Below are 24335 nucleotides of genomic sequence, written 5' to 3' on the forward strand. Positions count from 1 at the left end.
GAGGGCCGGCGTTCAGAGCGAGCGGATGAAGGCGCGCAGGTCGTCGAGCAGCATCTCCGGCTCCTCGAGTGCCGCGAAGTGGCCACCGCGATCGTGCACGTCGGTCCACCGGACGATGGTGTTCGAGCGCTCGGCGACCGCCCGGATCCCGATGTCGTGGGCGAACTGGATGGCCGCGGTGGGCACTCCCGAATCCTGCGGCTCCGCGCCCCAGGCGCCCTGCTGGGCGTAGCCGACCGCAGCCGCCGAGCCGGCGGACCGGGTGAACCAGTACAGGCCGAGGTTGCCGAAGACGAAGTCGGCGCCGAGCGCTTCTTCGGGAGTCGCCTCGAGGGGGTGGCTCCACGCGCGGTACTTGTCCCACATCCACGCCAACTGCGCCACCGGGCTGTCGGCGACCATCGCGCCGAGCAGAGCGGGACGCGTGGACTGCAGCGAGATGTAGGCGAACTCGTTCTGCATGAACTCGTGCACTCGGCGCATCCGATCGTGTTCGAACGGCTGGAGCACGGCCGTGGTCGCGTCGTCGAGTTCGCTGACGAACTCTCCGAGCGCGCCGTTGACGTGCACGCCGATCACGCGCTCGGGGCAGACCCGGCCGATCTCGGGTGCCACGCCGGCTCCGATGTCTCCGCCCTGCACGGCGAACCGCTCGTACCCGAGGCGCGACATCAGTTCCGCGAACGCTGCCGCGATCCGGCTCGTGGGCCAGTCGAGGCTCGCCAGCGGGGTCGAGAACCCGAAGCCGGGCAGCGACGGGATGACGACGTGGAAGGCGGGCTCGTCGCCGACCGGGTCGGTCATCCGGTCGATGAGGCCGACGAACTCGAGGAACGACCCGGGCCAGCCGTGGATGAGCAGCAACGGCACGGCGTCGGCCCGCTCGGAGCGCACGTGTGCGAAGTGGATGCGCTGCCCGTCGAACTCCGTCGTGAACTGCGGCACGTCGGCGAGGCGCCGCTCGAACGCCCGCCAGTCGAAGGCGCCCCAGCCGTCCACCGCGCGCTGCAGTTCGGTCACGGGTACCCCGAACGCCCAGTCGTCGCCGGGAAGCGCGTCGGGCAGTCGGGTGGCGTCGAGCCGCCGATGCAGATCGGCGAGCTCGCCGTCGTCGATCCGGAGTGAGAAGGGGGTGATGTCGTCGTCCATTCCCCCATGCTTCCGCCCGCTCAGGTCAGGATCCGTCCTGAATCCGGACGGATCGCGACGAGGTCGAGTGAACCGCGACAAGCGTCGCGCTGAGACGGCGCGGGCTACAGTCCGAGCGCCTCGCGGAGCTCCTCGGCGCTGGAGACGATGAGCGAGGCCCCCGCCGACTCGGCCGGGGAGCCGTAACCCCATTCGACGAAGATCGTCGGAACGCCGTGCGCCGCGGCCCCCTCGACGTCGTGGATGCGGTCGCCGATCATCACGACCCGCTCGAGGTCCGCTCCCAGATCGCGCAAGCGGCGCAGGGCCTCGGCCACCACATCCGCCTTCGCACTCCGCGTCTCGTCGGCGGAAGCGCCGGTGATCACGTCGAAGCAGCCGGCGAGCACGAAGTGCTCGAGCATGAGCGTCGCCGGCAGCTCGGGCTTCGAGGTCGCGAGCGACATGCGCATCGGGCTGTCGCGGATCGCGCGGAGCACCTCCGGCATGCCGGAGTAGACGCGCGAGTCGGTCGTACCCTGATCGAGGTAGCGCGCGCGGTAGATCTCGAGCGCCTCGGCGGACTGCTCCGGAGTGAGCCCGGCGAGATCGCGGAACGCGTCGAGGATCGGCGGTCCCACGTACTCGAGCAGTCCGCTCGGGCTCGGCACCGGAACGCCGATGCGCTCGAACGTGTACGCCAAGGTCGCCGTGATGCCGGGCGCCGAGTCGAGGATGGTGCCGTCGAGGTCGCACAGCACCGCCGTATAGGGGAGCGTCATCAGAACAGCCTCGAGTGCGCGTCGTCGAGCCCGCGCATGGCGTCGTAGTCGAGCACGACGCAGCGGATGCCGCGGTCCTGGGCGAGCGTGCGCGCCTGCGGTTTGATCTCCTGGGCCGCGAACACGCCCTCGACCGGGGCGAGCAGCGGATCGCGGTTCATCAGCTCCAGGTAGCGGGTGAGCTGCTCGACGCCGTCGATGTCGCCCCGCCGCTTGATCTCGACCGCGACGCTGCCGCCCGCGGCATCCTTCGCGAGGATGTCGACCGGGCCGATCGCGGTCATGTACTCGCGTCGCACGAGGCGGTACCCCTCACCGAGCAACTCGATCTGCTCGGCGAGGAGCTTCTGCAGGTGCGCCTCGACGCCGTCCTTCTGCAGCCCGGGGTCGACGCCGAGGTCGTGCGAGCTGTCGTGCAGGATCTCGTGGATGCTGATCACGAGCTGGTCGGCGGTCTTGGCCTGGCCGACCCGCCAGATCTGCTGCACTCCGAGGGCCGCCTGTTCCGCATCCGGCTCGATCGTGCTCAGGAAGCACGGCGGGCTCATCCAGTTCAACGGCTTGTAGCTGAGCGAATCCGAGTGCACGAGCACGCTGCCGTCGGCCTTGAGCAACAGCAGGCGGGTGGCGAGGGGCAGGTGGGCGCTCAACCTGCCCGCGTAGTCGACGGAGCACCGGGCGATGACGAGACGCACCCGTCGAGGCTACCCGGGCGGCGGGGCCACTCCGTGCATCCGCCGCCCGGACGATCAGCGACGTGCGTCGGCGACCGGCTGCTGCACCTTCGAACGCTCGCGGGCGGCCGGCGACAGGACGCCTGCGATCACGATGAGCACGAGCACGAACAGCAGCGCGTTGAGCAGGCCCACCTGCTCGCCGACGATGCCGATGAGGGGAGGTCCGACGAGGAACGCGCAGTAGCCGACGGTCGCGACGGCGCTCACGCGGGCCGCGGCCTTGGCGGGGTCGTCCGCCGCGGCCGACATGCCGACCGGGAAGCCGAGTGCGGCGCCGAGGCCCCAGAACACGATGCCGATCACCATGACGACCGGCTGCTCGACGAAGATGACGAGGGCGAGGCCGATCACGGCGAGCGCGGCCGATCCGCGCAGCACGGGAACGCGTCCGTAGCGGTCGAGCAGCGGAACGCCGGCGACGCGGGCGACCGTCATCGCGACGGTGAAGACGCCGAACAGGGCCGCGCCGGTCGCGTGCGAGACGCCGCGTTCGTCGACCATCGCGAGGGCGAGCCAGTCGTTCGCGGAGCCCTCGGTGAAGGCCATCCCGAGCACGATCGCGCCGATGAGCAGCGTGCGGGGCTCGAGCCAGATCGACACCCGGTCGCGGAAGGTGCTCTTCGGGGTGGGTTCGCCGTGCTCGTCGTGCGTGTCGACGATGTCGCCGAGGAAGGCACGGATGGCGAACACGGCGCCGACGGCGAGCACGACGGCGACGGCGGAGAGGTGCACGGCGACCGGCACGTGCGCGAGCGAGACGAGCGATCCGATGCCCGCGCCCACGATCGTGCCGACGCTCCACATCGCATGGAACAGCGGCATGAGGGTGCGGCCCGACGCGCGTTCCGCGGCGGCACCCTCCACGTTCATCGCGACGTCGCAGATGCCCGTGCCGAGTCCGTAGAGGAACAGGCCGAAGAGGGTGAGCACGTAGCTCTCGAACACGCTCGCGCCGACGCCCATCACGGTGAGGCCGAGCGCGCACATCGCGAGCGCGTAGAGCACGGTGCGCTTCGCGCCGAGCCAGGTGAGCACGTGGCTCGAGAACAGCAGGCCAATGATCGAGCCGGACGAGACGCCGAGCAGCAACAGGCCGACCTCACCGGAGCCGATGCCGAGGTGGTCGCGGATGGCCGGCGTGCGCGAGACCCACGTGGCCATGCCGAGCCCGTTGAGGGCGAACGTCACGAAGACGGCATTGCGCCAAGAGGCGATCTGCCTGCGGCTGAGGGCGGATGCGGTGGTGCTCACGGGTCTCCGGGGTTTCTCGAGGGGGCGACGTGCGGAAGATCGGATCGACCAAAGTCGAATCGATTCGATCGAATCGATTCGACTACGATAGCCACATGACCGCCGAACCGGCAACACCCGTGACGCGGGCCACCCTGTCCGATGTGGCCCGGGCCGCCGGCGTCTCCGCGTCGACGGCATCCCTCGCCTTCAGCGGCACCGGTCCGGTCGCGGAGGCGACACGGCAGCGCGTCATCGACGCCGCCGCCCGGCTCGGCTACGCGGGGCCCGACCCGCGGGCGCGTTCGCTGCGACGGGGACGCTCCGGCGTGGTCGCCGTCGTGATGGAGGACAGCATCGCCGACGCCTTCCGTGACCCGGTGAACATCGCCCTGCTCGACGGGATCGCCGACTCCCTCGGTGTCTCGGGTGACGGGCTGCTGCTGCTCACCGACCAGGGCGACGGCACCACCTCCCTCGCCACCGCCCCCATGGACGGCGTCATCCTCGTCGGCTGCTCCACCCGACTCGACGAATCGGTGGCCGTGCTGCGGCGACGCGGCGTGCCGGTCGTCGCGATCGAGGCGGATGGGCTCGAAGGCGCCGTGCTCATCTCGCTCGACAACCGCGACGCGAGCCGGCGCGCCGCCGAGTACGTACGCGACCTCGGGCACGAACGCGTCGCCATGGTCACCCTGCCGCTCGACGACGACCGCACCCGCGGACCGCTCACCCCGGAACGCGAAGCCGCGGCGACGGGCTACACCTCGAGCGGCCGCATCGCGGGGGTGCGCGACGTCTACCCCGACGCGGGCGGCATCTCGACGGCGGGCAGCTACCGGGAGGAGGGGCGCATCGCGGGCCTCGCGCTGCTCGACCGCCCGGCCGCCGAGCGCCCGACGGCGATCATCGCGCAGAGCGACATGCTCGCCGCCGGCGTGCTGCGCGCGGCGCTCGACCTCGGATTGAGCGTGCCCGAGGACCTCAGCATCGTCGGCTTCGACGGCGTGCGTGTGGAGGGCATCGCCCCGCACGTGCTCACGACCCTCGCCCAGCCGGCCGTGGAGAAGGGACGCGCCGCCGGGTCCGCCCTCATCGAAGCGATCGAGGGCGGCGCCCCCGACGCCGTCGCGTTCACGAGCGAGCTGCGCATCGGCACGACGACGGGTCCCGCACCCCGCTGACCGCGCCTCGTGCGTCCCTCGACGACGCACACGTTATGTCCACTGGCACGAAAGGCCCCGTATGGCGCCCGTGTTCGGGGCCTCTGGCGCCACTCGGGGCTCGTGCAGGCGCAGCGAGCGGCGAGTGTCGGATTCAGGACGAGCGCTGACCTGTGCGATCCGTACAGTCGGGGCGCCGCGAGAGCCGCGGCATCCGATCGGAGGACCAATGAGCACGATCCCGCGCGCACCCGAGGGGTACCGCACCGTCAACCCGTTCGTCTTCGCGGACGACGCGCCCGCCCTCATCCGCTTCATGACCGACGTGTTCGGCGCACGCGAGCGCATGGACGCCCACACCGTCGACACGGACGGGCTGCTGCTGCACTCCGAGCTGGAGCTCGGCGACTCCATCGTCATGGTCGTCGACCGCAAACCCGACTGGCCGTTCACGCCGGCGTTCCTGCAGGTGTACGTCGACGACCTCGCCACGACGCTCGAGCGAGCGCGCGCGGCGGGCGCCCGGGTGATCACCGAGCCGCGGCCGTTCTTCGGCGACGTGCTGTCACGCGTGCTCGACCCATGGGGCGACATCTGGTGGGTCTACTCGCACGAGGGTGGCCCCGCCGAGTGGCCCGCGGACGGCGGCGAGGAGTGGGCGGGGCCGGATGCCGCCGGCGCGGAATGGGAGGGCGACCTCGCGTACGTGCACGACACGATCACGGCCGCGATGCGCGCGCTGCGCGATCCGCGCGGCTGACGGCGCATCCGCGCGCTCGCCGCCTCCCGGCCCGCTCGCGTGCATCCGCCGGCTACTTCCGCCGAGCGTGCCCTTTTGCGACGCCGCAATCGATCCCAGAGGGCCGGAAACGTCGCGAACGGGCACGCTCGGCGCTACACGGCCGGATCAGGCGCCCGTGACGATCCAGCGCGTGCCGCGGGCGCGCAAACCGAGAGTGACCGCGCGGGCGCCGAGGTAGCCGAAGCACAGGGCGGCGAGGATGGCGACGAGGGCAGCCGTCCCCGATGCGAAGGCCGCGAGGGCGAGCAGGGGCAGGTAGGCGACGAGGTTCACGACGCCCGTCCAGGCGAGGTACCGGGCGTCGCCCGCCCCGATGAGCACGCCGTCGAGCACGAAGACGTAGCCGGCGAGCGGGGTGCTCGCCGCGACCACGAGCAGCGCGGGCACGAGCGCCTGCCGCACCGCCGCATCCGAGGTGAACACCGGTCCGAGCAGCGGCGCGAGCGCGGCCGCAACGAGTCCGAGCGCGACGCCGGACACGACGCCGAGCACGATGAGGCGTCGCGTCACCGCCTGCACGCGGGGGACATCCGCCGCCCCGAGCCCGTGTCCGATGAGCGCCTGCCCGGCGATCGCGTAGGCGTCGAGCACGAACGCGAGCGTCGAGAACACGGTGAGCGCGATCTGCAGGGTCGCGAGTTCCGTGACGCCGACGGATGCGCCGACGGCGACGGTCGCGAGCATCGCGACGCGCAGGCTCGCCGTGCGCAGCAGCAACCATCCGCCGGCGAGGGCGCTCGCACTCACCCCGCGCAGCCCCGGACGCAGCGGGGACCCGTAACGGCGGGCGGCCCGCACCGCGATCACGACGTACACGGCGGCCATGCCCCACTGCGCCACGACCGTGCCGAGCGCGCTCCCGGCGATGCCGAGTCCGGCGCCGTAGATGAGCAGTGCGTTGAGGCCCGCGTTCGCCGCGAAGCCCGCGACGGCGACGATGAGCGGGGTGCGGGTGTCCTGCAGCCCGCGCAGCAGGCCGGTCGCGGCGATGACGAGCAGCATGCCGGGCAGCCCCCAGAGGGAGACCGAGAGGTAGGTGGTCGCCGCGTCGGCGACGGCGCCGTCGGCACCGAGCGTGCGCGCGACCGGCGCGGCGAGCGGCAGGCCCGCGACGAGCAGCAGCACCCCGATGCCGAGCGCGAGCCACATTCCGTCGATGCCCGCACGGATCGCGCCGGGGGTGTCGCCGGCGCCGAGGCGGCGGGCGACGGTCGGGGTGGTGGCGTAGGCGAGGAACACGAGCAGCCCCACCGCCGTCTGCAGCACGATCGACGCGATTCCGAGACCCGCTAGCGCATCCGCACCGAGGTGTCCGACGAGCGCGGTGTCGGTCAGCAGGAACAACGGCTCGGCCACGAGGGCGCCGAGCGCGGGCACCGCGAGACGCAGGATGTCGCGGTCGAGGGGGGAGCGGAGCAGCGCGGTACGGATGCGTCGATTTTAGGGAACGGCCGGCCCGTCGGGGCCCGGGGCGTGGGCGTCGCCTGAGGCGGGCGCTCCCGCATCCGGAGTGCCGCCCTCCGAGACGCGCGCTCCCGCATCCGGAGCATCGAGCGCGTCGAGCTGCGCCAGGCCGGCGTGGGCCCGCTCGAGTCGGGCGCGTTCGTCCGACTCCCACCACTTCGGTCCGCGCTCGCCGAGGGCGTGCTTCGCGAGGTTCACCCGGTGCCGGGCGGCCGCGACGGCGGCCTCGTCCCCGCTGCGCGTGGCGGTCCGGACGCCCGCGCGTCCTCGCCCGAGGTGCGAGCGGAGCCGCGCCACCACGTCATCCGGCAGCGCGGGATCGGTGCGGCGCCACCGCCGACCGCCGATGACGAGCCACCGCTCCTCGTCGGACGACTCCGGTTCCATCCGCTCACCCTGCCAGCCCGGCACACACCGCGCGGCGATCGACCCCCCACACACGGCAACCGCGCGGGCGGCGTCCGAGCACCCTTGAAACGCACTCAGCGTCGCGCCGGCCACGGTCGTAGGGTGGACGGGTGACCGCCGACGCGCTGAACTCCGGAATCCTGCTCGACGAACTCGATCCGGAGGTGCGTCCGCAGGACGACCTCTTCCGGCACGTCAACGGCACGTGGATCCGCCGCACCGAGATCCCGAGCGACAAGGCGCGTTACGGCTCCTTCTATGTGCTCGCGGAGGAGGCCGAGAAGGCGGTGCGCGCGATCATCGAGCGCGCGCAGCAGGCCGAACCGGGCACGGAGGAGCGCAAGATCGGCGACCTCTACTCGAGCTTCATGGACGAAGACGCGGTCGAACGCCGCGGCGCGGAGCCCGTCGCGCCGCTGCTCGCCGAGGTCGACGCCGCCCACGACCTCGACTCGTTCCTGGATGTGCTGGGTCGCCTCGAGCGCGGCGGCACGAGCGGATTCCTGCAGCTCTTCGTCGACAACGACCCGGGCAACCCCGAGCGCTACCTCGTGTTCGCGGAGCAGGGCGGACTCGGTCTTCCCGACGAGGGCTACTACCGCGAGGAGCACTTCGCCGAGGTGCGCGACAACTACCGCGGATTCCTCGAGCGGATGTTCACCCTCGCCGGGCTCGGAGACCCGGCCACCCGTGCCGAGCGCGTGTTCACCCTCGAGACCGAACTCGCCTCCCACCACTGGGACAAGGTGCGTTCGCGCGACAGCCAGGCCACCTACAACCCGATGCCGTGGAACGACGTCGTCGCGAAGACCCCGCAGCTGCAGCGCTGGCTCGACGCGGTCGACGCTCCCGCCGGCGCGCTGAGCGAGGTCGTCGTGCGGCAGCCGAGCTTCGTGCAGTCGCTCGGCGAGCTGCTCGACGCCGACCGGCTCGACGCGTGGCGGGACTGGGCACGCTGGCAGGTCATCCGCAGCTACGCCCCGTACCTCTCGAGCGAGTTCGTCGCGGAGAACTTCGACTTCTACGGCCGCACCCTCACCGGCACGCCGGAACTGCGTGCGCGGTGGAAGCGCGGCGTTTCCCTCGTCGAGGGAGCCCTCGGCGAGGCGGTCGGACGCATCTACGTCGACGAGCACTTCAAGCCCGCGGCGAAGGAGGCGATGGACGAGCTCGTCGGTCACCTCGTGGAGGCGTACCGGCAGAGCATCCGTTCGCTCGAATGGATGACCGAGGAGACCCAGCAGCGCGCGCTCGAGAAGCTCGAGAAGTTCACGCCGAAGATCGGGTACCCGGTGAAGTGGCGCGACTACTCCGCGCTCGAGATCACCGCATCCGATCTGATCGGCAACGTGCGGGCGACCAACGAGTTCGAGTTCCAGCGGGAGCTCGGCAAGATCGGCAAGCCGATCGACCGCGACGAGTGGTTCATGACCCCGCAGACGATCAACGCGTACTACAACCCGGGGTTCAACGAGATCGTGTTCCCGGCGGCGATCCTGCAGTACCCCTTCTTCGACGAGACCCGGGATGCGGCGGCGAACTACGGCGCGATCGGTGCCGTGATCGGGCACGAGATCGGGCACGGCTTCGATGACCAGGGGTCCCGGTACGACGGCGACGGCAAGCTCACCGACTGGTGGACCGAGGCCGACCGCGCCGCGTTCGAGGAGCGCACCTCCTCGCTCATCGCGCAGTACGACGCGCTCGCGCCGGCGCAGGTGCCCGATCACCACGTCAACGGCGCGCTCACCATCGGCGAGAACATCGGCGACCTCGGCGGACTCGGCATCGCGTGGAAGGCGTATCTGATCTCGCTCGGCGGGCAGGAGCCGCCGGTGATCGATGGGCTCACCGGTGCTGAGCGGTTCTTCCTGAGCTGGGCGCAGGCGTGGCAGACGAAGGCGCGCGACGAGGAGGCGATCCGGCTGCTCGCGATCGACCCGCACTCGCCGGCCGAATTCCGCTGCAACCAGATCGTGCGTAACATCGACGAGTTCTACACGGCCTTCGGGGTGACCGAAGGCGATGCGCTGTGGCTCGACCCCGCCGAGCGCGTCACCATCTGGTAGTCAGTCCACCCCCTCTTCACCCCCGGAGTGCCGTGACCGACAGCGTGCGAACCCGAGAGCGCAGCGAGCGGATGCGCCGCCTGCGCCAGGCCCGACATCGCGCCCCGGCGGAGCGCGAGAACTTCGGGCGCGGGTTCGCCGCCCTCGGCGACCTCGCCTACGAGGGCGCTCAGGTGTCCGCGAAGATCATGGATCTCGACACCGGCCGGGTGCTCATGGCGGTCGACGACCGGATCGTGCTGCCCACCGCATCCATCGGCAAGATCCTGCTGCTCGTCGAGGTGTCGGCACGGATGACCGCCCGCGACCCGAGCGCCTTCGCGGTGCTCGACAAGACGGCGCGCGACTCGGTCGGCGACTCCGGCGTGTGGCAGCACCTGCAGGCCACCTCGTTCTCGGTGCCCGACCTCGCGGCCCTCATCGCGGCGACGAGCGACAACCTCGCGACCAACGTGCTGCTGCGGCATGTCGGACTCGAGGCGGTGCGGGCGCGCGGCGAGGAGATGGGTCTCATGCGCACCGCGTTGCTCGACCTGGTGCGCGACAGCCGGGGGCCGGATGACGCGCCGCAGCTCTCCGTCGGGTCGACCGCGGAGCTCGCGTGGCTCTTCGGGGCCCTCGCGAACAACCAGGTGGTCGACTCGCTCACGAGCGCGCGGGTGCTCGCGTGGTTGTCGCTGAACACCGACCTGTCGATGGTAGCGAGCGCGTTCGGGCTCGATCCGCTCGCCCACCGGGGCGCGGACCACCGGACCCTGCTCGTGAACAAGACGGGCACGGACACGGGCGTGCGCGCCGAGGCCGGCGTCGTGCGCGGCCGCCGGGCCGCCGCCGCGTACGCCGTGTCGGTGCAGTTCAGCGACGACGACATCGGCGCGCGGCTGCGCGTGCTCGAGGCGATGCGCACGATCGGCATGGACCTGCTCGAGTACGTCCACTGAGGGGGTGGGTGCCGCCTGGGGTGCGTCGCTGGTCGAGTAGGCGCGCAAAGCCGCCGTATCGAGACCCGCCGAGCACAGCATCCGCCGGCCCTCCCATCCCCGCCACCACCACCTCGGCTCGTTCTCCCGTCGCAAAGTGCGGGTGCCATCGACGCCGACCCGCAATACGCGACGGGAGATCGTCCCCGCGGCCCCCCCCCGCCAACGCGGCCGGCCCGAGCGAGCACGAGCCGCCGAATTCGCCCCCGCCGCGGCACAACATCCGCCGGGCGTCCAGGCGCCGCTCGGCCGGCGCGCAGCATAATGGCGCGCATGATCTCCCCCGAACTGGCCGCGCAGCTGCGGGAAGCCGGGCTGGTGTGGCATCCGGTCTCGGGTGACCGCTTCCAGATCAACCTGCCCGACCTCGACGTCGACGTCTTCACGGTGAGCGACATGACGATCGAGGCGCACCACTACCCGACGGGTTCGGTGCTCGGCTTCAACGGCACCACCGAGTGGGCGCTCGACTCGGTCGCGCTCGAGGATGCGCTGTGGCTGCCGCGTGAAGACCAGTTGCGCGAGATGCTGCGCACCACCTTCCGCGCCCTGCGCCGCACCGACGAGAGCTTCGAGGTGGAGATCGACCTGCGCGGGGAGACGCGCGTCTTCGACCACCCGGAACCCGCCGAGGCCTACGGCCGGGCCCTGCTCGCCCTCATCAGCCTCAGCCGCTGAGCCGTCACCTGCTGGCTGGTTCAGCGAGAGCGGAACGTCACGCGCCACACCGCGTGGCAGGCCCACCAGCGCGGCGTGCCGTGGCACGGTTCCGCGCTCACTGCCGCCGGAGCCGGCGCCCGCCGGCGCGAACCCCTCCGATGCCGTGGTTTCGGAAACTCAGGAGTTCCGTCCGCGCGGATCACGTGGGCCTTGACGGAAATTCAGGACTACGCGGCGCTGGAGCCCGCCGGACCGGCGGAACGACACACCTCGAGCCGACGACTCTCCTGAATTTCCGACACCGTGTCGCGGAATGATGCGTTGCACCGGGAGGCGTAAGTCCTGAAGTTCCGACACCCGACACTCGGCGCGGGGCTGGAGAGGCAGCGGCGTGGGGAGCGCGAGGCACGCCGGGTCAGCGGGCGGCGCGCCACTCCTCGGCGAGGATCGCGTGGATGCCCGTGTCGCCCCACGAGCCGTCGGGCAGCGGGAAGTTCTTCACGAAGTGCGCCTCCTCGCGCATCCCGAGCCGTGCGCAGAGGGCGACGGATGCGGCGTTGCGCGGGTCGAGCTCGGCCACGACGCGGTGCAGGGCGACGCGGTCGAATGCCAACTCGAGCACCGCGCGGGCTGCTTCGTTGGCGTACCCCTTCCCGTGGGCATCCGGATGCAGCACCCAGCCGATCTCGCCGCCGCTGAGCGCCGCCGACGTGATGCGCAACATGACCTCGCCGATGACGCGGCCGTCGTCGCGACGCTCGAGCGGCAGCAACCAGAAGTCGCCGTCGTTCTCCAGCCGGGTGATCGCGGCGTTCCGCTCGAGCTTCTCGGCGACCTCCTCCCGGCTGCGGGGCGCGTACGGCAGGAACTCGCACACGTCCTCGCGCGACTGGTAGGCGTACACGGCGTCCGTGTCGTCCAAGGTCGGCAGGCGCAGCAGCAGTCGCTCGGTCTCGAAGGGACCGTCGTAGTCGAGCGGGATCACCCCCCGAAACTACCGGCGCGACGCGGACCCGTCAGGACGGCAGCGCGGACCGATCAGGACGGCGCGACGCGGACCCGTCAGGACGGCGTGACCCGGAGCTCAGGCGCTCGCGGTGCCGTCGCGGCGGTCGGACTCGACTTCGCGCGGTTCCGGCACGACGCCGAACAGCGCCTCGAGTCCGGCGGTGAACTCCTCGGCGCGTCCCTCGCGGGCGAGCTCTCGGGCGCGCACCGACGGGGTGTGCAGCAGCACGCCGGCGAGGTGGCGCAGCGACTCGACGGTCGTCTCGTCGGCACCCTTCGCGCGGGCGCGGGCGATCTCCGCGTCGAGGGCGTCGAACACGTGCTTGCGCAGGGCGACGATCGCGGGCGTGACCTCCTGGTCGGCGGCATACGCGGATGCGGCGTTCTGCACGAGCGTGCGGGCGTCGTCGGTCGCGCGGAACTCCGCGAGCGGCGCGTGCAGCGCGATGACCTCGAGGTCGAGCAGTTCCACGTTCGGGAGGGTCGCCACCGCCGGGTCGACGTTGCGCGGCAGGCCCAGGTCGATGACGAGGCGGCGCGACTCGTCGGGAACGTCGTCCACGGTGATCGTGTAGCGGGCGGTGCAGGTGATCACGACATCCGCATCGCCGATCGCGGCGGACAGCTCGCGCTCGGCGCGCACACCGTAACGGGCGGAGAAGCGGGCGGCACGACCGGTCGCCGAGTAGACGCGCACGTCGGAGACGCCGCGGTCGCGCAGGGCGGCGATCGTCGTCGCCGCGTACTGCCCGGTGCCGACGACGAGCACGCGCGCGGCGGACCAGTCGGTCACCCGGCTCGACGCGAGTTCGAGGGCGAGACGCACGAGCGAGCGGCCCTTGCCGCCGATGTCGGTGGCGGTGCGCACCTCGCGCGAGGTGCGCGCGGCGTGTTGGAAGAGGCGCTCGAGAGCGGATGAGGTGGTGCCGTCGGTGCGGGCACGGTCGAAGGCGCGGCGCATCTGCCCGGCGATCTCCTCCTCGCCGACCACGACGGACTCGAGGCCTGACCCGACGGCGAACAGGTGGTGGGCGACGTCCTCACCGCGCAGCACCGTGATCGCGTCGCGGAGCTCCTCGGGGTCGACGCCGCTCGCGTCGCTCATCGCGGTGACGGTGCGTTCCACGGCAGGCAGCACGTCATCCGGACCGTCGATGTCGAGGTACGCCTCGAACCGGTTGCACGTGGCGAGCACCACCGCGCCGTCGACGGTGTCGCTGCCGTTCACGAGATGCGCGGTCGCCTCGGGAGCCGCGACCGAGAGCCGGTCGAGCAGATCGAATCCCGCGTTGCGGTGATTCGCCGTGAGGCAGAGGAGCACTGATCCATGGTACGCCCGCGTCGCGCGTGCCACTGCCGCGCGGGTGCGCGCTGGGCGAACGTGCACACGCCCATCGGCCGCGTCCGTCGATCCCGTGCCGTTTCCCGTCAGTAGATGCCCTCATGGGTCGGGTGAAAGGGCATCTACTGACGGAAAACCGACCCGCGCCCGGGGCGGGGGCCGTCCGGGGGAAGGGCCGACCCGCGCCCGGGGCGGGGGCTGACCGGGGGCCGGCGGGCCGGCCGACCCGCCGGCGCGGCCGCGGCCGGATGTGCGTCGGCGGTGAACGGATGTGCGGCGGCGGGCAGCGCTCCAGGCGGCCATGGCAGGATGTGCCGGTGCCTTTGCCCGAGCAGCATCCCCTCGTCGACGGGCGGACCGCATCCGCCCCCCTCATCCGCGCGTACCGCGGCGACCGCCCCGAGCGCACCCCCGTGTGGTTCATGCGCCAGGCCGGGCGCTCGCTGCCCGAGTACCGCGAGCTGCGGGTCGGCACGGCGATGCTCGACGCCTGCCTCAACCCGGAGCTCGCGAGCGAGATCACCCTGCAGCCGGTGCGGCGCCACGACGTCGACGCGGCCATCTTCTTCAGCGACATCGTCGTGCCGGTCAAGCTTGCGGGTGTGGGGGTCGAGATCGTGCCCGGGCGCGGTCCGGTGCTCGAGAACCCGATCCGCACCGCGTCCGACATCATGTCGCTGCCGCCGCTCGACCCGGAGAGCCTCGCGCCCATCCGGGAGGCCGTCGCCCGCACGGTCGCGGAGCTCGGCAGCACCCCGCTGATCGGATTCGCGGGTGCCCCGTTCACCCTCGCGAGCTACCTCGTCGAGGGCGGCCCGTCGAAGGACCAGCTGCGGGCGCGCTCGCTCATGTACTCCGACCCGCACTCCTGGGCGACGCTGCTCAACTGGTGCGCCGACCTCGCCGGGGCGTTCCTGCGGGCGCAGGTCGACGCCGGGGCGAGCGCCGTGCAGCTGTTCGACTCCTGGGTCGGCGCGCTCTCGGCCCGCGACTACGTGCGCCGGGTCGCCCCGCATTCCAAGCGCGCGTTCGACGCCTTGCGCGGTTACGACGTGCCGCGCGTGCACTTCGGGGTCGGCGGCGGCGAGCTGCTCGCCGCGATGCGCGACGTCGGAGCCGACACGGTCGGCGTCGACTGGCGCATCCCGCTCGACGAGGCGAATCGCCGCCTCGGCGGCACGACGCCGCTGCAGGGCAACATCGACCCGGCCCTGCTGACCGTGCCGTGGCCCACCCTCGAGTCCCACGTGCGCGACGTCGTCGACCGCGGTCGCGACGCGCCCGCCCACGTCGTCAACCTCGGCCACGGCGTTCCGCCGGAGACCGACCCCGACGTGCTCACCCGCATCGTGCAGCTGGTCCACTCCCTCTGAACGCATCCCGACCATGAGCGACGAAGCATCAGCGGCCGAGCGTCCCGCGAACGTCATCGTGGTCGGCGGCGGTGTCGCCGGGCTCGTCGCCGCCCGCGATCTCGCGCGCGCCGGCGTGCGGGTGACCGTGCTCGAGTCGTCGGAGCGCTTCGGCGGTCAACTGCAGCGCCACACGGTGGGCGGCATCGAGCTCGACGCGGGTGCCGAGGCGTTCGCGACCCGCGGCGGCACGGTGCAGGCGCTCGCCGAGGAGCTCGGGCTCGCGGATGCGGTGGTCGCCCCGAGCGACGCGGGAGCCTGGCTGCAGCGCTCGAGCGGTGACGCGGTGCCGCTGCCCGCCACGAGCATCCTCGGCATCCCGGGCACGCCGCTCGCCTCCGACGTCATCCGGGTGATCGGCTGGTGGTCGGCGCTGCGCGCGTTCGCGGATGCGCTGCTGCCGTCGGTCGTCGGGGCGAAGAAGACCACGCTCGGGGAGTTCGTGCGGGTGCGGATGGGACGCGCCGTCGTCGACGAACTGGTCGCCCCGGTCGCGCGCGGCGTGCACTCGGCGCAACCGGACGAGCTCGAGCTCGACCGGGTCGCCCCGGGCGTGCGCATCGCCCTGCTGCGCGAGGGCTCGCTCGCCCGCGGTGTGCGCGACCTGCGCGCGAAGGCGCCCGCGGGGTCCGCCGTGCTCGGCCTGCGCGGCGGCGTCGCGCGGCTCGTCGACGAGCTCGTCGCCGACCTGCGGCTCGCGGGGGCGACGCTGCGCACCCGCGCGCATGTCGAGTCCGTCGGCCCCGACGTGGTGGTGGTCGACGGCGAGCGGATGCCCGGTCGCGTGCTCGTCGCGGCGGCCGGCTTCACCGGCGACGACGCGGCGACTCCCACGACCGTCACCGTCGTGACCCTCGTCGTGCAGCAGTCCGCGCTCGACACGGCACCGCGGGGTACGGGCGTGCTCGTCGCCCAGGGCGCCCCCGGCGTGCGCGCGCGAGCGCTCACCCATGTCACCGCGAAGTGGCCGTGGCTCGCGGAACGCGCGGGTGGCCGCCACGTGCTGCGCCTGTCGTACGACCGGGTCGGCGACGACTGGCGCGAGGTGGCCCGCGCCGACGCGGCGGTGCTGCTCGGCGTCGAACTGCCAACCGGCGCCGTGATCGATGCGGCGCGGGTGGAGTGGACCCGCCGTGGGGCCGCCGACGCCCTCGACGGCGTCGCCGGGGTGGGGGAGTGGACGGCCGGCACCGGACTCGCCGCGGTCGTGCGACAAGCCCGGGAGCAGGCTGGGAGGATGCTGCACGGCCCCGATGTGCCCTGAGGGGGCGTGACAGTGTGGGGGCACAACGAACGGAGGAACGATGCGAGGCAAGATCCTGCTCCTCACCGGTCTCGCGGTGGGATACGTCTTCGGCGCCAAGGCCGGACGTGAGAAGTACAACCAGCTCAAGGACAGTGCCGAGCGGCTCTGGAACGACCCGCGCGTGAAGCAGCGCGTCGACCAGGTCGAGGACTTCGTCAAGGAGAAGGCTCCCGAGGTCGCCGGTTTCGTCACCGACAACGCGAAGAAGGTCACCGGCAATAAGCCGTCGGGCTCGAGCTCCTCGTCGAGCACCGGCTCCACCGCGTCGACCGGCTCGTCGACCGCTTCGGACTCGTCGACCGGCTCGACCGGACCGTCGTCCACCGCGGGCTGACAGCTCCTTCTGAAGAAGGGGACACATGACCGAGACACAGGCCAAGAAGCGCAAGTCGCTCTTCGAGCTCATCGGCGACGTTCCCGGCCTCGTCACGGATCTCGTCAAGAGCGAGATCGAGCTCCTCAAAGCGGAGCTCATCGGCAAGCTCAAGGCGATCGGGATCGGGGCCGGCATCCTCGCCGGTGCCGCGGTGGTCGCCTTGCTCTTCGTCGGCGTGCTCTTGACGGCTGCGATCCTCGGTCTCGCCGAGGTGATGCCGGGATGGCTCGCCGCGTTGCTCGTGGCGCTCGTGCTGGCGATCGTCGTCGTGGTGCTCGCGCTCATCGGGCGCAAGAAGCTCATGGAGGGCGTGCCGCCCGTTCCGGAGAAGGCGCTGGAGAGCGTGCGACGCGATCTCGACGCGATCAAGGGAACAGGAAAGAGGACATCAGGTGACCGATCCGGCCCTGCAGGCACGCGCTGAGCGCGTGCGCAACGAATTGGGACACACCCTCGACGCGATCGAGGACAAGCTCAACGTGCAGAAGCAGTTCGAACGGCTGAAGACGAAGGCGAAGTCGAACTACGACGAGCAGCCTGTGCCCTGGATGGTCGGGGCCGGCGCCGTCGCCGCGGTGGTGCTGGGCCTCGTGGCCTGGGCGCTGTTCACCGACGACTGAGTCCGCCGACCGACTCGCGCGACACCGATTTCGGGCGATCGCTCCTCCGGGAGCGGTCGCCCGTTTTTGTTCCTCTCAGCCGGGCGGGGGAGGATAGGGGCATGAGCACGAGCGCTCCGGCGCAGGCCGAACCCGATTCCCCCGAGCTGGGCTACACGCTCTGGGCGGTTCTGCGACGGGATCCCCAGAACCAGGCGATCGTCACGACGCACGCCCTGGCCGCCAGCATCCGACGCGTCGAGGAGCAGGGGGTGACCCTGCGCGGACTGTACGACGTCTCGTCGATGCGCGCGGACGCCGACCTCATGATCTGGTTCCACGGCCCCGACCCGCAGAAGCTGCAGTGGGCGCTGCGCGAGCTGCGCCGGCACAACTCCCTCACCTGGCTCATCCCGAGCTGGGTCGCGATGGGCGTGCACCGCGACGCCGAGTTCACGAGCAACCACCTGCCCGCCTTCATGAAGGGGCACGAGCCGAAGAAGTGGGTCACCGTCTACCCCTTCGTGCGCAGCCACGAGTGGTACCTGCTCCCCGACGATGAGCGCCGCACGATGCTCGGCCAGCACGGACGTAAGGGCGGCCAGTACCCGCAGGTGCTCGCGAACACGGTCGCGAGCTTCGCCCTCGGCGACTACGAGTGGATCCTCGCCCTCGAAGCCGACGAGCTCGTCGACCTCGTCGACCTCATGCGCCACCTGCGTCAGACGGATGCCCGGCGGCACGTCCGCCTCGAGACGCCGTTCTTCACCGGTCGTCGCATCACCGTCGACGAGGTGGAGGAACTGCTCTCGTGACCCCCGAGTCCACCCCGGTCGTGCTCGGCGCGACGCCCGAGGCCGCCTCCGGTGCGCCCCACGTCGAGCAGCCCGTGGCCTACGACGCCATCCTGCTCGCCGGCTTCGGCGGGCCGGAGGGCCAGGACGACGTCATCCCGTTCCTGCGCAACGTGACCCGTGGCCGCGGCATCCCCGACGAACGACTCGAGGAGGTCGCCACCCACTACCGCCACTTCGGCGGCGTGAGCCCGATCAACGCCCAGAACCGGGCGCTGCGCGAGGCGCTCGAGGAGGCGCTGCGTGCGCGCGGCATCGACCTGCCCGTGCTGTGGGGCAATCGCAACTGGGCGCCCTATCTCAGCGACACGGTCGCCGAGGCGGCGGAGCAGGGCCACACGAAGCTCCTCGCGATCGCGACGAGCGCCTACAGCTCCTACTCGAGCTGCCGCCAGTACCGCGAGGACTTCGCCGCGGCGCTCGACGCCGGCGGTCTGCTCGGTCGCGTGCAGATCGACAAGGTGCGCCAGTTCTTCGACCACCCCGGCTTCGTGCAGCCCTTCATCGACGGGGTGCGTGACGCGCTCGACGCCTTCGCCGCCGAGCTGCCCGCGGAGCTCATCCACGTGCTGTTCTCGACCCACAGCATCCCGAACGCGGATGCGGCCAAGAGCGGACCGGCCGAGCGCGGCTTCGGCGAGGGCGGCGCCTACGAGGCGCAGCACCGCGCCGTCGCCGAGGTCGTCATGGCCGCGACCGGTCGCAGCGACATCGGCTGGGACCTCGTCTACCAGAGCCGCTCCGGACCGCCGAGCGTGCCGTGGCTCGAGCCCGACATCAACGACGCGATCACCGACCTCGCCGCGCGCGGTGTGCAGGCCGTCGTGATCGTTCCGCTCGGATTCGTGAGCGACCACATGGAGGTCATGTGGGACCTCGACAACGAGGCGATGCAGACCGCGGCCGAGGTCGGCATCCGCGCGACCCGCGTGCCGACGCCGGGCCTCGACCCCAACTACGTGAACGGCCTCGTCGACCTCCTCGTCGAGCGTCTCGAGGGCACGCCGGTCGAACAGCGCCCGGCCGCCACCGACCTCGGGCCCTGGTACGACGTCTGCCGACCCGGGTGCTGCGAGAACGCGCGCCTCGGGTTCCGCCCCGCCGTGGCGGGGGTGGCTCCGTGAGCGTGCTGCGCATCGGAACGCGGGCGAGCGCCCTCGCCATGGCCCAGACCCGGACGACGGCCGACTCGATCGCCGCGCGCACCGGCGTCGAGATCGAACTCGTTCCGGTCACCACCGAGGGCGACACGTCGACAGCGTCGCTCAAGAACGTGGGCGGCACTGGTGTGTTCGCGAGTGCGCTGCGGGAGGCCCTCCTCGCCGGCGACTGCGACGTCGTCGTGCACTCCTTCAAGGACCTGCCGACCGCTCCGGCCGACGGACTCGTGATCGGCGCGGTGCCCAAGCGCGCGGATGCACGCGACGCGTTGTGCGCCCGGGACGGCCTCACCCTCGACACGCTGCCGGAAGGTGCCCGTGTCGGCACCGGATCGCCGCGACGCCAGGCCCAGCTGCACGCGCGCCGCCCCGACCTCGACGTCGTCGACATCCGCGGCAACATCGACACGCGGCTCGGCCGCGTCGGCGACGACCTCGACGCCGTCGTGCTCGCCGCGGCCGGTCTCGACCGCCTGCACCGTCTGGACGCGGTGACGCAGTACCTCGAACTCGGGCCGTGGCCGACCGCCCCGGCACAGGGCGCGCTCGCGCTCGAGACCCGACGCGGCGAAGAACGCCTCGTCGCCAAGCTCGACCACCGCCCGTCGCACCTCGCCGTCTCGGCCGAGCGCGGGGTGCTCGCTCGCCTCGAGGCCGGCTGCGCGGCCCCGATCGGTGCCCACGCGCTGCTCGAAGACGGGCTGCTGTTCCTCTCCGCGCGCGTCTACGCCCCGGACGGCTCGGGTCACGTCACGAGTTCGCACGCGCTCTACGCCGCCGACGCGAAGCACCCGGCGGGGGAGCTCGCCGAGCGTGTCGCCGACGAGCTGCTGGAGCAGGGCGCCGCGGACCTCGCGCCGCTCGGGGGAACCGCGTGAAGCCGTTGGCCGGATGGCGCGTGCTCGTGCCGCGTGGAGGCAAGTGGGGCGACACCGTCGCCGCGACCCTGCGCAGCCACGGTGCCGTGCCCGTCATCGCCCCGATGATCAACTTCGCGGGCACCGACGACCCGACGGCGCTCGCAAACGCGCTGCACGAGCTGCAGGACGGCCAGTTCGACTGGCTCGTCGTCACGAGCGCGACCACGGTCGACGTGCTCGTGAGCGAACGCACCCGCGTCCCCGAGTCGACGAAGGTCGCCGCCGTCGGTGAGACGACCGCTGCGGCCCTGTCCCTCGCCGGCTACCGCGTGGACTTCATCCCGCAGGGCGACAACTCCGCACGCGGCCTCGTCAAGGAGTGGCCGAAGGCCGACATCCGCGGTCGCGTGCTCATCCCGCAATCCGACATCGCCGAGCCGACGCTCGTCGCCGGCCTCTCGCAACTCGGCTTCGAGGTCGAGTTCATCACCGCCTACCGCACCGTCGGCGTGCCCGTCGCCGAGCAGGTGCGGGCGGATGTCGCGAGCGGCGCGATCGGGGCGATCCTCGTCACCTCCGGGAGCGTCGCCCGTCAGGTCGCCGCGCAGCTCGCGCCGCTGCCGGACTCCACGATCATCGCGTGCATCGGTCCGCGCACCGCGTTCGACGCCCGAGCAGCGGGCCTCGCGGTGCACGTCATCGCCGACGAACGCAGCGCGGGCGGCCTCGTCGAAGCGCTCGTCGAGCACGCCGGAGGTACGCCGTGACCGGTCCCGTCATCCGGCCCCGCCGACTGCGGGACACCCCGGCGATGCGACGGCTCGTCGCCGAGACGCGCCTGCATCCGGCCGAGCTCGTGCTTCCCATGTTCGTGCGCGAGGGCGTCGACGAACCGGTGCCGATCGCGTCGATGCCGGGCGTCGTGCAGCACACGCTCGACTCCCTCAAGCCCGCGCTCGCCGAAGCGGCGGAGGTGGGCATCGGCGGCGTCATGCTCTTCGGCATCCCGGAGACGAAGGATGCGGTCGGCAGCTGCGCGACCGACCCGGACGGCATCCTCAACGCCGCCACCCGCGTCGCCGTCGCCGAGGTGGGCGACGCGCTCGTGGTGCAGACCGACCTGTGCCTCGACGAGTTCACCGACCACGGACACTGCGGCGTGCTCGATGCGCGGGGCGGGGTCGACAACGACGCCACACTCGAGCGCTACCGCGAGATGGCCCTCGTGCAGGCGGAAGCCGGATCCCAGCTGCTCGGGCTCTCGGGCATGATGGACGGCCAGGTCGCCGCAGTGCGCGACGCGCTCGACAGCGCCGGGCGCACCGATGTGGCCCTGCTCGCCTACGCGGCGAAGTACGCGTCCGCGTTCTACGGCCCCTTCCGGGAAGCCGTGCAGTCGTCGCTGCAGGGCGACCGCCGCAGCTACCAGCTCGACTCCGGCAACCGCCGGGAGGGACTCCGCGAGGTCGAACTCGACATCGCCGAGGGTGCCGACATCGTGATGGTGAAGCCCGCGATGAGCTACCTCGACGTGCTCGCCGACACCGCCGCGATGAGCGAGGTGCCCGTCTGGGCATACCAGATCAGCGGCGAGTACGCGATGATCGTCGCCGCCGCGCAGAACGGCTGGATCGACCGCGACGCGGCGATGCTCGAATCGGTGCTCGGCATCCGCCGCGCCGGAGCCGACGCCGTGCTCACCTATTTCGCCGTCGACCTCGCCCGGAGCCTCCGATGACCACGCACCCGACGACGAAGCCCACCCTCACCAACGCCGAGGCGTTCGCGCGGGCCCGCAACTCCATCCCCGGCGGCGTGAACTCGCCCGTGCGGGCGTTCGGCTCCGTCGGCGGCACCCCCCGCTTCCTCGTCTCCGCCCGCGGCCCCTACGTCACCGACGTCGAGGGCCGCGACTACGTCGACCTCGTCGGGTCGTGGGGTCCGGCGCTGCTCGGCCACACCCATCCGGCCGTCGTCGAGGCGGTGCAGCAGGCCGCAGCGCGCGGGCTCTCGTTCGGCGCCTCGACGCCCGGCGAGACCGAGCTCGCCGAGATCATCCGTGCCCGCTACTCGGCGAAGCCGTTCACCGGTCCCGGGTGCCGCAGCGACGAGCGCGACGACGACGACACCCCGCCCATCCGTCCGCTCGAGCGGGTGCGGCTCGTGTCGACCGGCACCGAGGCGACGATGACGGCGATCCGCCTCGCCCGCGGGTTCACCGGACGCGACCTCCTCGTGAAGTTCGCCGGGCACTACCACGGGCACTCCGACTCGCTTCTGGCCGAAGCCGGCTCCGGGCTGGCGACGCTGTCGATGCCCGGATCGGCCGGCATCACCGAGGCGACCGCGGCGCAGACGCTCGTGCTGCCGTACAACGACCTCGACGCGGTGCGCGCGGCGTTCGCCCAGCACGGGGACCGCATCGGCGGCGTCATCGTCGAGGCCGCCGCGGCGAACATGGGCGTCGTGCCCCCGTCGCGCGGGTTCAACCGCGCGCTCTCGCACCTGACCCACGAGATCGGCGCCGTGCTCATCGTCGACGAGGTGCTCACCGGGTTCCGGGCCTCCTCGGCCGGCTGGTGGGGACTCGAGGCGAGCAACATCGTTCCCGACGGCATGGGCTGGAGCCCCGACCTCGTCACGTTCGGCAAGGTCATCGGCGGGGGACTGCCGCTCGCCGCGCTCGGCGGCCGGGCGGACATCCTCGACCGGCTCGCCCCGCTCGGTCCCGTCTATCAGGCGGGCACGCTGAGCGGCAATCCGGTCGCCGTCGCCGCGGGCATCGCGACGATGCGGGCGGCGGATGCGGCCGTCTACGAGCGGGTCGCGTATGTCGCCGACACCCTCGCCGCCGCCCTCTCCGAGGCGCTCGCCGCCGAGGGCGTGGCCCACAGCATCCAGCGCGCCGGCACGCTCTTCTCGGTCGCGTTCCGCGAGGGCGCCCCGCGGAACTACGACGAGGTGCGGCAGCAGGACGCGTTCCGCTATCCCGCTTTCTTCCACGCCGCGCTCGACGCCGGGGTGTCGCTGCCTCCGTCGGTGTTCGAGGCGTGGTTCGTCTCGGCCGCCCACGACGACACGGCGGTGAACCGCATCCTCGAGGTGCTGCCGGTCGCCGCGCGCGCCGCCGCAGCGGCCACCCCGGGGGATGCGGCTCCGGTCGCGCCCACCCCGGAGTCCGCGCAGTAGCTCCCGTATCGAGATCCGCGGGGAGGACAACTCCGCCGGTCGAGTAGGGCGCCCTGGCGCCCGTATGGAGACCTCCCTGCCGGCGACTTCCCGTCGCGGATCGCGGGTGCGAGCCGGCCACACCCGCACTATGCGACGGGAAACCGCCCCGGCGGCCGGCGCGACCCGCGTCAGTGCCGCCGCATCACGCGGCCGTTTTCCACGTGCAACCAGCGGTCGGCGCGCGCCGCCGCGACCGCGTCGTGCGTCGCGTGCACCACCGTGACGCCGCGCGCCGCCTCTTCGAGCAGCACGTCGTGCAGGATGCGCTCGCCGTCGTCGTCGAGGGCCGTCGCCGGTTCGTCGAGCAGCAGGGCGTCGGCGCGTTGCGCGAGTCCCTGGGCGATGAGCACCCGCTGGCGCTGGCCCCCGGAGAGGTCGCCGAACGGACGGCTCCGCAGTGCGTCCACGCCCATCCGCTGCGCGCTCGCGGTGACGAGGTGGCGGTCGATGCGGTGCATCCGGCCCCAGGGTCGCGCCTCCCAGCGGCCCATCGCGACGACATCCGCGACCGTCACCGGCAGGGTCTCGGATGCGCTCGAGCGTTGCGGCACGAAGGCGAGCGAGCGGGGCCGCCGCACCGTGCCGGCGTCCGCCGGCAGCAGGCCGGCGAGGAGCGCGAGCAGCGTGGACTTGCCCGAGCCGTTCGCGCCCGTGACCGCGGTGATCGTGCCAGGGGAGAACTCGAGGTTCAGTCTGCTCAGCACCGGCCGTCCGTCGCGGGAGACGGTCGCGGCGTCGAGCGCGAGGAGAACGGGCATGCGGCC

Annotated in this window: 25 protein-coding genes; 16 read left to right on the forward strand and 9 right to left on the reverse strand. The window is 72.1% G+C overall.

What is annotated here, in order from left to right; translation table 11 throughout:
* Positions 1–12: 12 nt before the first annotated feature.
* The 4 genes from CLV46_RS00240 to CLV46_RS00255 all read right to left on the reverse strand — a co-directional run bounded on the left by CLV46_RS00240 (position 13) and on the right by CLV46_RS00255 (position 4078).
* Positions 13–1149 carry an epoxide hydrolase family protein gene (locus tag CLV46_RS00240; protein ID WP_100362938.1) on the reverse strand — a complete coding sequence of 379 codons (1137 nt, stop codon included), beginning with the start codon at positions 1147–1149 and terminating at the stop codon, positions 13–15.
* Positions 1150–1253: 104 nt separating this feature from the next.
* Positions 1254–1910, reverse strand: a complete 657-nt coding sequence (locus CLV46_RS00245; protein WP_100362939.1) for an HAD hydrolase-like protein — start codon at positions 1908–1910, stop codon at positions 1254–1256.
* Positions 1910–2605 carry an endonuclease NucS gene (gene nucS / locus CLV46_RS00250; RefSeq protein ID WP_100362940.1) on the reverse strand — a complete coding sequence of 232 codons (696 nt, stop codon included), beginning with the start codon at positions 2603–2605 and terminating at the stop codon, positions 1910–1912. Before nucS ends, CLV46_RS00245 begins: the two co-directional genes overlap by 1 nt.
* Positions 2606–2659: 54 nt before the next feature.
* Entirely contained in the window at positions 2660–4078 is a 1419-nt protein-coding gene (locus CLV46_RS00255; protein WP_100362941.1) for an MFS transporter, read from the reverse strand.
* On the opposite strand from CLV46_RS00255, the gene CLV46_RS00260 reads away from it, so the two are divergent.
* Together CLV46_RS00260 and CLV46_RS00265 are read left to right on the forward strand one after the other, a co-directional pair.
* Entirely contained in the window at positions 3994–5061 is a 1068-nt protein-coding gene (locus CLV46_RS00260; protein ID WP_100362942.1) for a LacI family DNA-binding transcriptional regulator, read from the forward strand. The genes CLV46_RS00255 and CLV46_RS00260 overlap by 85 nt on opposite strands.
* 208 nt (positions 5062–5269) lie before the next feature.
* Complete coding sequence (locus CLV46_RS00265; protein ID WP_100362943.1) at positions 5270–5800, forward strand: VOC family protein; 531 nt, start codon at positions 5270–5272, stop codon at positions 5798–5800.
* 147 nt (positions 5801–5947) lie between these two features.
* Here CLV46_RS00265 and CLV46_RS00270 read toward each other — a convergent pair whose 3' ends face one another.
* Positions 5948–7219: an MATE family efflux transporter gene (locus tag CLV46_RS00270; protein ID WP_100362944.1), complete on the reverse strand. Its 1272-nt coding sequence runs from the start codon at positions 7217–7219 to the stop codon at positions 5948–5950.
* Between the two features lie 63 nt (positions 7220–7282).
* Positions 7283–7693, reverse strand: a complete 411-nt coding sequence (locus CLV46_RS00275; protein ID WP_425430395.1) for a biopolymer transporter Tol — start codon at positions 7691–7693, stop codon at positions 7283–7285.
* 131 nt (positions 7694–7824) lie between these two features.
* On the opposite strand from CLV46_RS00275, the gene CLV46_RS00280 reads away from it, so the two are divergent.
* The 3 genes from CLV46_RS00280 to CLV46_RS00290 all read left to right on the forward strand — a co-directional run bounded on the left by CLV46_RS00280 (position 7825) and on the right by CLV46_RS00290 (position 11441).
* Positions 7825–9783: a M13 family metallopeptidase gene (locus CLV46_RS00280; protein WP_100362945.1), complete on the forward strand. Its 1959-nt coding sequence runs from the start codon at positions 7825–7827 to the stop codon at positions 9781–9783.
* Between the two features lie 32 nt (positions 9784–9815).
* Positions 9816–10724: a serine hydrolase gene (locus CLV46_RS00285; RefSeq protein WP_100362946.1), complete on the forward strand. Its 909-nt coding sequence runs from the start codon at positions 9816–9818 to the stop codon at positions 10722–10724.
* Between the two features lie 312 nt (positions 10725–11036).
* The gene (locus tag CLV46_RS00290) at positions 11037–11441 is read left to right on the forward strand and encodes a pilus assembly protein CpaE (protein WP_100362947.1); all 405 of its coding nucleotides are present in this window, start codon (positions 11037–11039) and stop codon (positions 11439–11441) included.
* A 397-nt stretch (positions 11442–11838) separates the two neighbouring features.
* On the opposite strand, the gene CLV46_RS00295 is transcribed toward CLV46_RS00290, so the two are convergent.
* Positions 11839–12408 (reverse strand): GNAT family N-acetyltransferase, encoded by a 570-nt coding sequence (locus CLV46_RS00295; RefSeq protein ID WP_100362948.1) that lies wholly within the window; start codon positions 12406–12408, stop codon positions 11839–11841.
* Between the two features lie 99 nt (positions 12409–12507).
* Positions 12508–13752: a glutamyl-tRNA reductase gene (locus CLV46_RS00300; protein WP_100362949.1), complete on the reverse strand. Its 1245-nt coding sequence runs from the start codon at positions 13750–13752 to the stop codon at positions 12508–12510.
* 290 nt (positions 13753–14042) lie between these two features.
* Here CLV46_RS00300 and hemE point away from each other — a divergent pair, with 290 nt between their 5' ends.
* The 11 genes from hemE to hemL all read left to right on the forward strand — a co-directional run bounded on the left by hemE (position 14043) and on the right by hemL (position 23529).
* A complete protein-coding gene (gene hemE / locus CLV46_RS00305) occupies positions 14043–15146 on the forward strand; it encodes a uroporphyrinogen decarboxylase (protein ID WP_100362950.1) in 1104 nt (367 codons plus the stop codon).
* A gap of 13 nt (positions 15147–15159) precedes the next feature.
* Positions 15160–16449, forward strand: a complete 1290-nt coding sequence (locus CLV46_RS00310) for a protoporphyrinogen/coproporphyrinogen oxidase (RefSeq protein WP_100362951.1) — start codon at positions 15160–15162, stop codon at positions 16447–16449.
* A gap of 40 nt (positions 16450–16489) precedes the next feature.
* The gene (locus CLV46_RS00315; RefSeq protein ID WP_100362952.1) at positions 16490–16825 is read left to right on the forward strand and encodes a hypothetical protein; all 336 of its coding nucleotides are present in this window, start codon (positions 16490–16492) and stop codon (positions 16823–16825) included.
* A gap of 25 nt (positions 16826–16850) precedes the next feature.
* A complete protein-coding gene (locus CLV46_RS00320; RefSeq protein ID WP_100362953.1) occupies positions 16851–17291 on the forward strand; it encodes a phage holin family protein in 441 nt (146 codons plus the stop codon).
* Positions 17260–17487 carry a DUF3618 domain-containing protein gene (locus tag CLV46_RS00325; protein ID WP_157802173.1) on the forward strand — a complete coding sequence of 76 codons (228 nt, stop codon included), beginning with the start codon at positions 17260–17262 and terminating at the stop codon, positions 17485–17487. Before CLV46_RS00320 ends, CLV46_RS00325 begins: the two co-directional genes overlap by 32 nt.
* Positions 17488–17588: 101 nt before the next feature.
* The gene (hemQ, locus tag CLV46_RS00330; protein WP_100362955.1) at positions 17589–18281 is read left to right on the forward strand and encodes a hydrogen peroxide-dependent heme synthase; all 693 of its coding nucleotides are present in this window, start codon (positions 17589–17591) and stop codon (positions 18279–18281) included.
* Positions 18278–19444, forward strand: coding sequence for a ferrochelatase (locus CLV46_RS00335; RefSeq protein WP_425430396.1), 1167 nt, complete (start codon positions 18278–18280; stop codon positions 19442–19444). The genes hemQ and CLV46_RS00335 overlap by 4 nt, the downstream gene beginning before the upstream one ends.
* Before the next feature lie 38 nt (positions 19445–19482).
* Positions 19483–20358, forward strand: coding sequence for a hydroxymethylbilane synthase (hemC, locus tag CLV46_RS00340; RefSeq protein WP_245866976.1), 876 nt, complete (start codon positions 19483–19485; stop codon positions 20356–20358).
* Positions 20355–21107, forward strand: coding sequence for a uroporphyrinogen-III synthase (locus tag CLV46_RS00345; RefSeq protein WP_100362957.1), 753 nt, complete (start codon positions 20355–20357; stop codon positions 21105–21107). Before hemC ends, CLV46_RS00345 begins: the two co-directional genes overlap by 4 nt.
* Positions 21104–22078 (forward strand): porphobilinogen synthase, encoded by a 975-nt coding sequence (gene hemB / locus CLV46_RS00350; RefSeq protein ID WP_100362958.1) that lies wholly within the window; start codon positions 21104–21106, stop codon positions 22076–22078. The genes CLV46_RS00345 and hemB overlap by 4 nt, the downstream gene beginning before the upstream one ends.
* The gene (gene hemL, locus CLV46_RS00355) at positions 22075–23529 is read left to right on the forward strand and encodes a glutamate-1-semialdehyde 2,1-aminomutase (RefSeq protein WP_100362959.1); all 1455 of its coding nucleotides are present in this window, start codon (positions 22075–22077) and stop codon (positions 23527–23529) included. Before hemB ends, hemL begins: the two co-directional genes overlap by 4 nt.
* A 170-nt stretch (positions 23530–23699) precedes the next feature.
* Here the strand turns inward: hemL and aztA are convergent, their stop codons facing one another.
* A complete protein-coding gene (gene aztA / locus CLV46_RS00360) occupies positions 23700–24329 on the reverse strand; it encodes a zinc ABC transporter ATP-binding protein AztA (RefSeq protein ID WP_157802174.1) in 630 nt (209 codons plus the stop codon).
* Positions 24330–24335 lie beyond the last annotated feature (6 nt).

The organism is Diaminobutyricimonas aerilata (genome assembly GCF_002797715.1).
In the GTDB taxonomy this organism is placed as follows: domain Bacteria; phylum Actinomycetota; class Actinomycetes; order Actinomycetales; family Microbacteriaceae; genus Diaminobutyricimonas; species Diaminobutyricimonas aerilata.

Excerpts from the sequence above, each read along its gene's own strand:
- CLV46_RS00240 (WP_100362938.1), bottom strand. The coding sequence starts at position 1,149 with ATGGACGACGACATCACCCCCTTCTCACTCCGGATCGACGACGGCGAG.
- CLV46_RS00245 (WP_100362939.1), bottom strand. The coding sequence starts at position 1,910 with ATGACGCTCCCCTATACGGCGGTGCTGTGCGACCTCGACGGCACCATC.
- CLV46_RS00260 (WP_100362942.1), top strand. The coding sequence starts at position 3,994 with ATGACCGCCGAACCGGCAACACCCGTGACGCGGGCCACCCTGTCCGAT.
- CLV46_RS00255 (WP_100362941.1), bottom strand. The coding sequence starts at position 4,078 with ATGCCGTCGACGCGGAGACGCCGGCGGCCCGGGCCACATCGGACAGGG.
- CLV46_RS00265 (WP_100362943.1), top strand. The coding sequence starts at position 5,270 with ATGAGCACGATCCCGCGCGCACCCGAGGGGTACCGCACCGTCAACCCG.
- CLV46_RS00275 (WP_425430395.1), bottom strand. The coding sequence starts at position 7,693 with ATGGAACCGGAGTCGTCCGACGAGGAGCGGTGGCTCGTCATCGGCGGT.
- CLV46_RS00290 (WP_100362947.1), top strand. The coding sequence starts at position 11,037 with ATGATCTCCCCCGAACTGGCCGCGCAGCTGCGGGAAGCCGGGCTGGTG.
- hemE (WP_100362950.1), top strand. The coding sequence starts at position 14,043 with ATGTGCGGCGGCGGGCAGCGCTCCAGGCGGCCATGGCAGGATGTGCCG.
- CLV46_RS00310 (WP_100362951.1), top strand. The coding sequence starts at position 15,160 with ATGAGCGACGAAGCATCAGCGGCCGAGCGTCCCGCGAACGTCATCGTG.
- CLV46_RS00315 (WP_100362952.1), top strand. The coding sequence starts at position 16,490 with ATGCGAGGCAAGATCCTGCTCCTCACCGGTCTCGCGGTGGGATACGTC.
- CLV46_RS00320 (WP_100362953.1), top strand. The coding sequence starts at position 16,851 with ATGACCGAGACACAGGCCAAGAAGCGCAAGTCGCTCTTCGAGCTCATC.
- hemQ (WP_100362955.1), top strand. The coding sequence starts at position 17,589 with ATGAGCACGAGCGCTCCGGCGCAGGCCGAACCCGATTCCCCCGAGCTG.
- hemC (WP_245866976.1), top strand. The coding sequence starts at position 19,483 with ATGGCCCAGACCCGGACGACGGCCGACTCGATCGCCGCGCGCACCGGC.
- hemL (WP_100362959.1), top strand. The coding sequence starts at position 22,075 with ATGACCACGCACCCGACGACGAAGCCCACCCTCACCAACGCCGAGGCG.
- aztA (WP_157802174.1), bottom strand. The coding sequence starts at position 24,329 with ATGCCCGTTCTCCTCGCGCTCGACGCCGCGACCGTCTCCCGCGACGGA.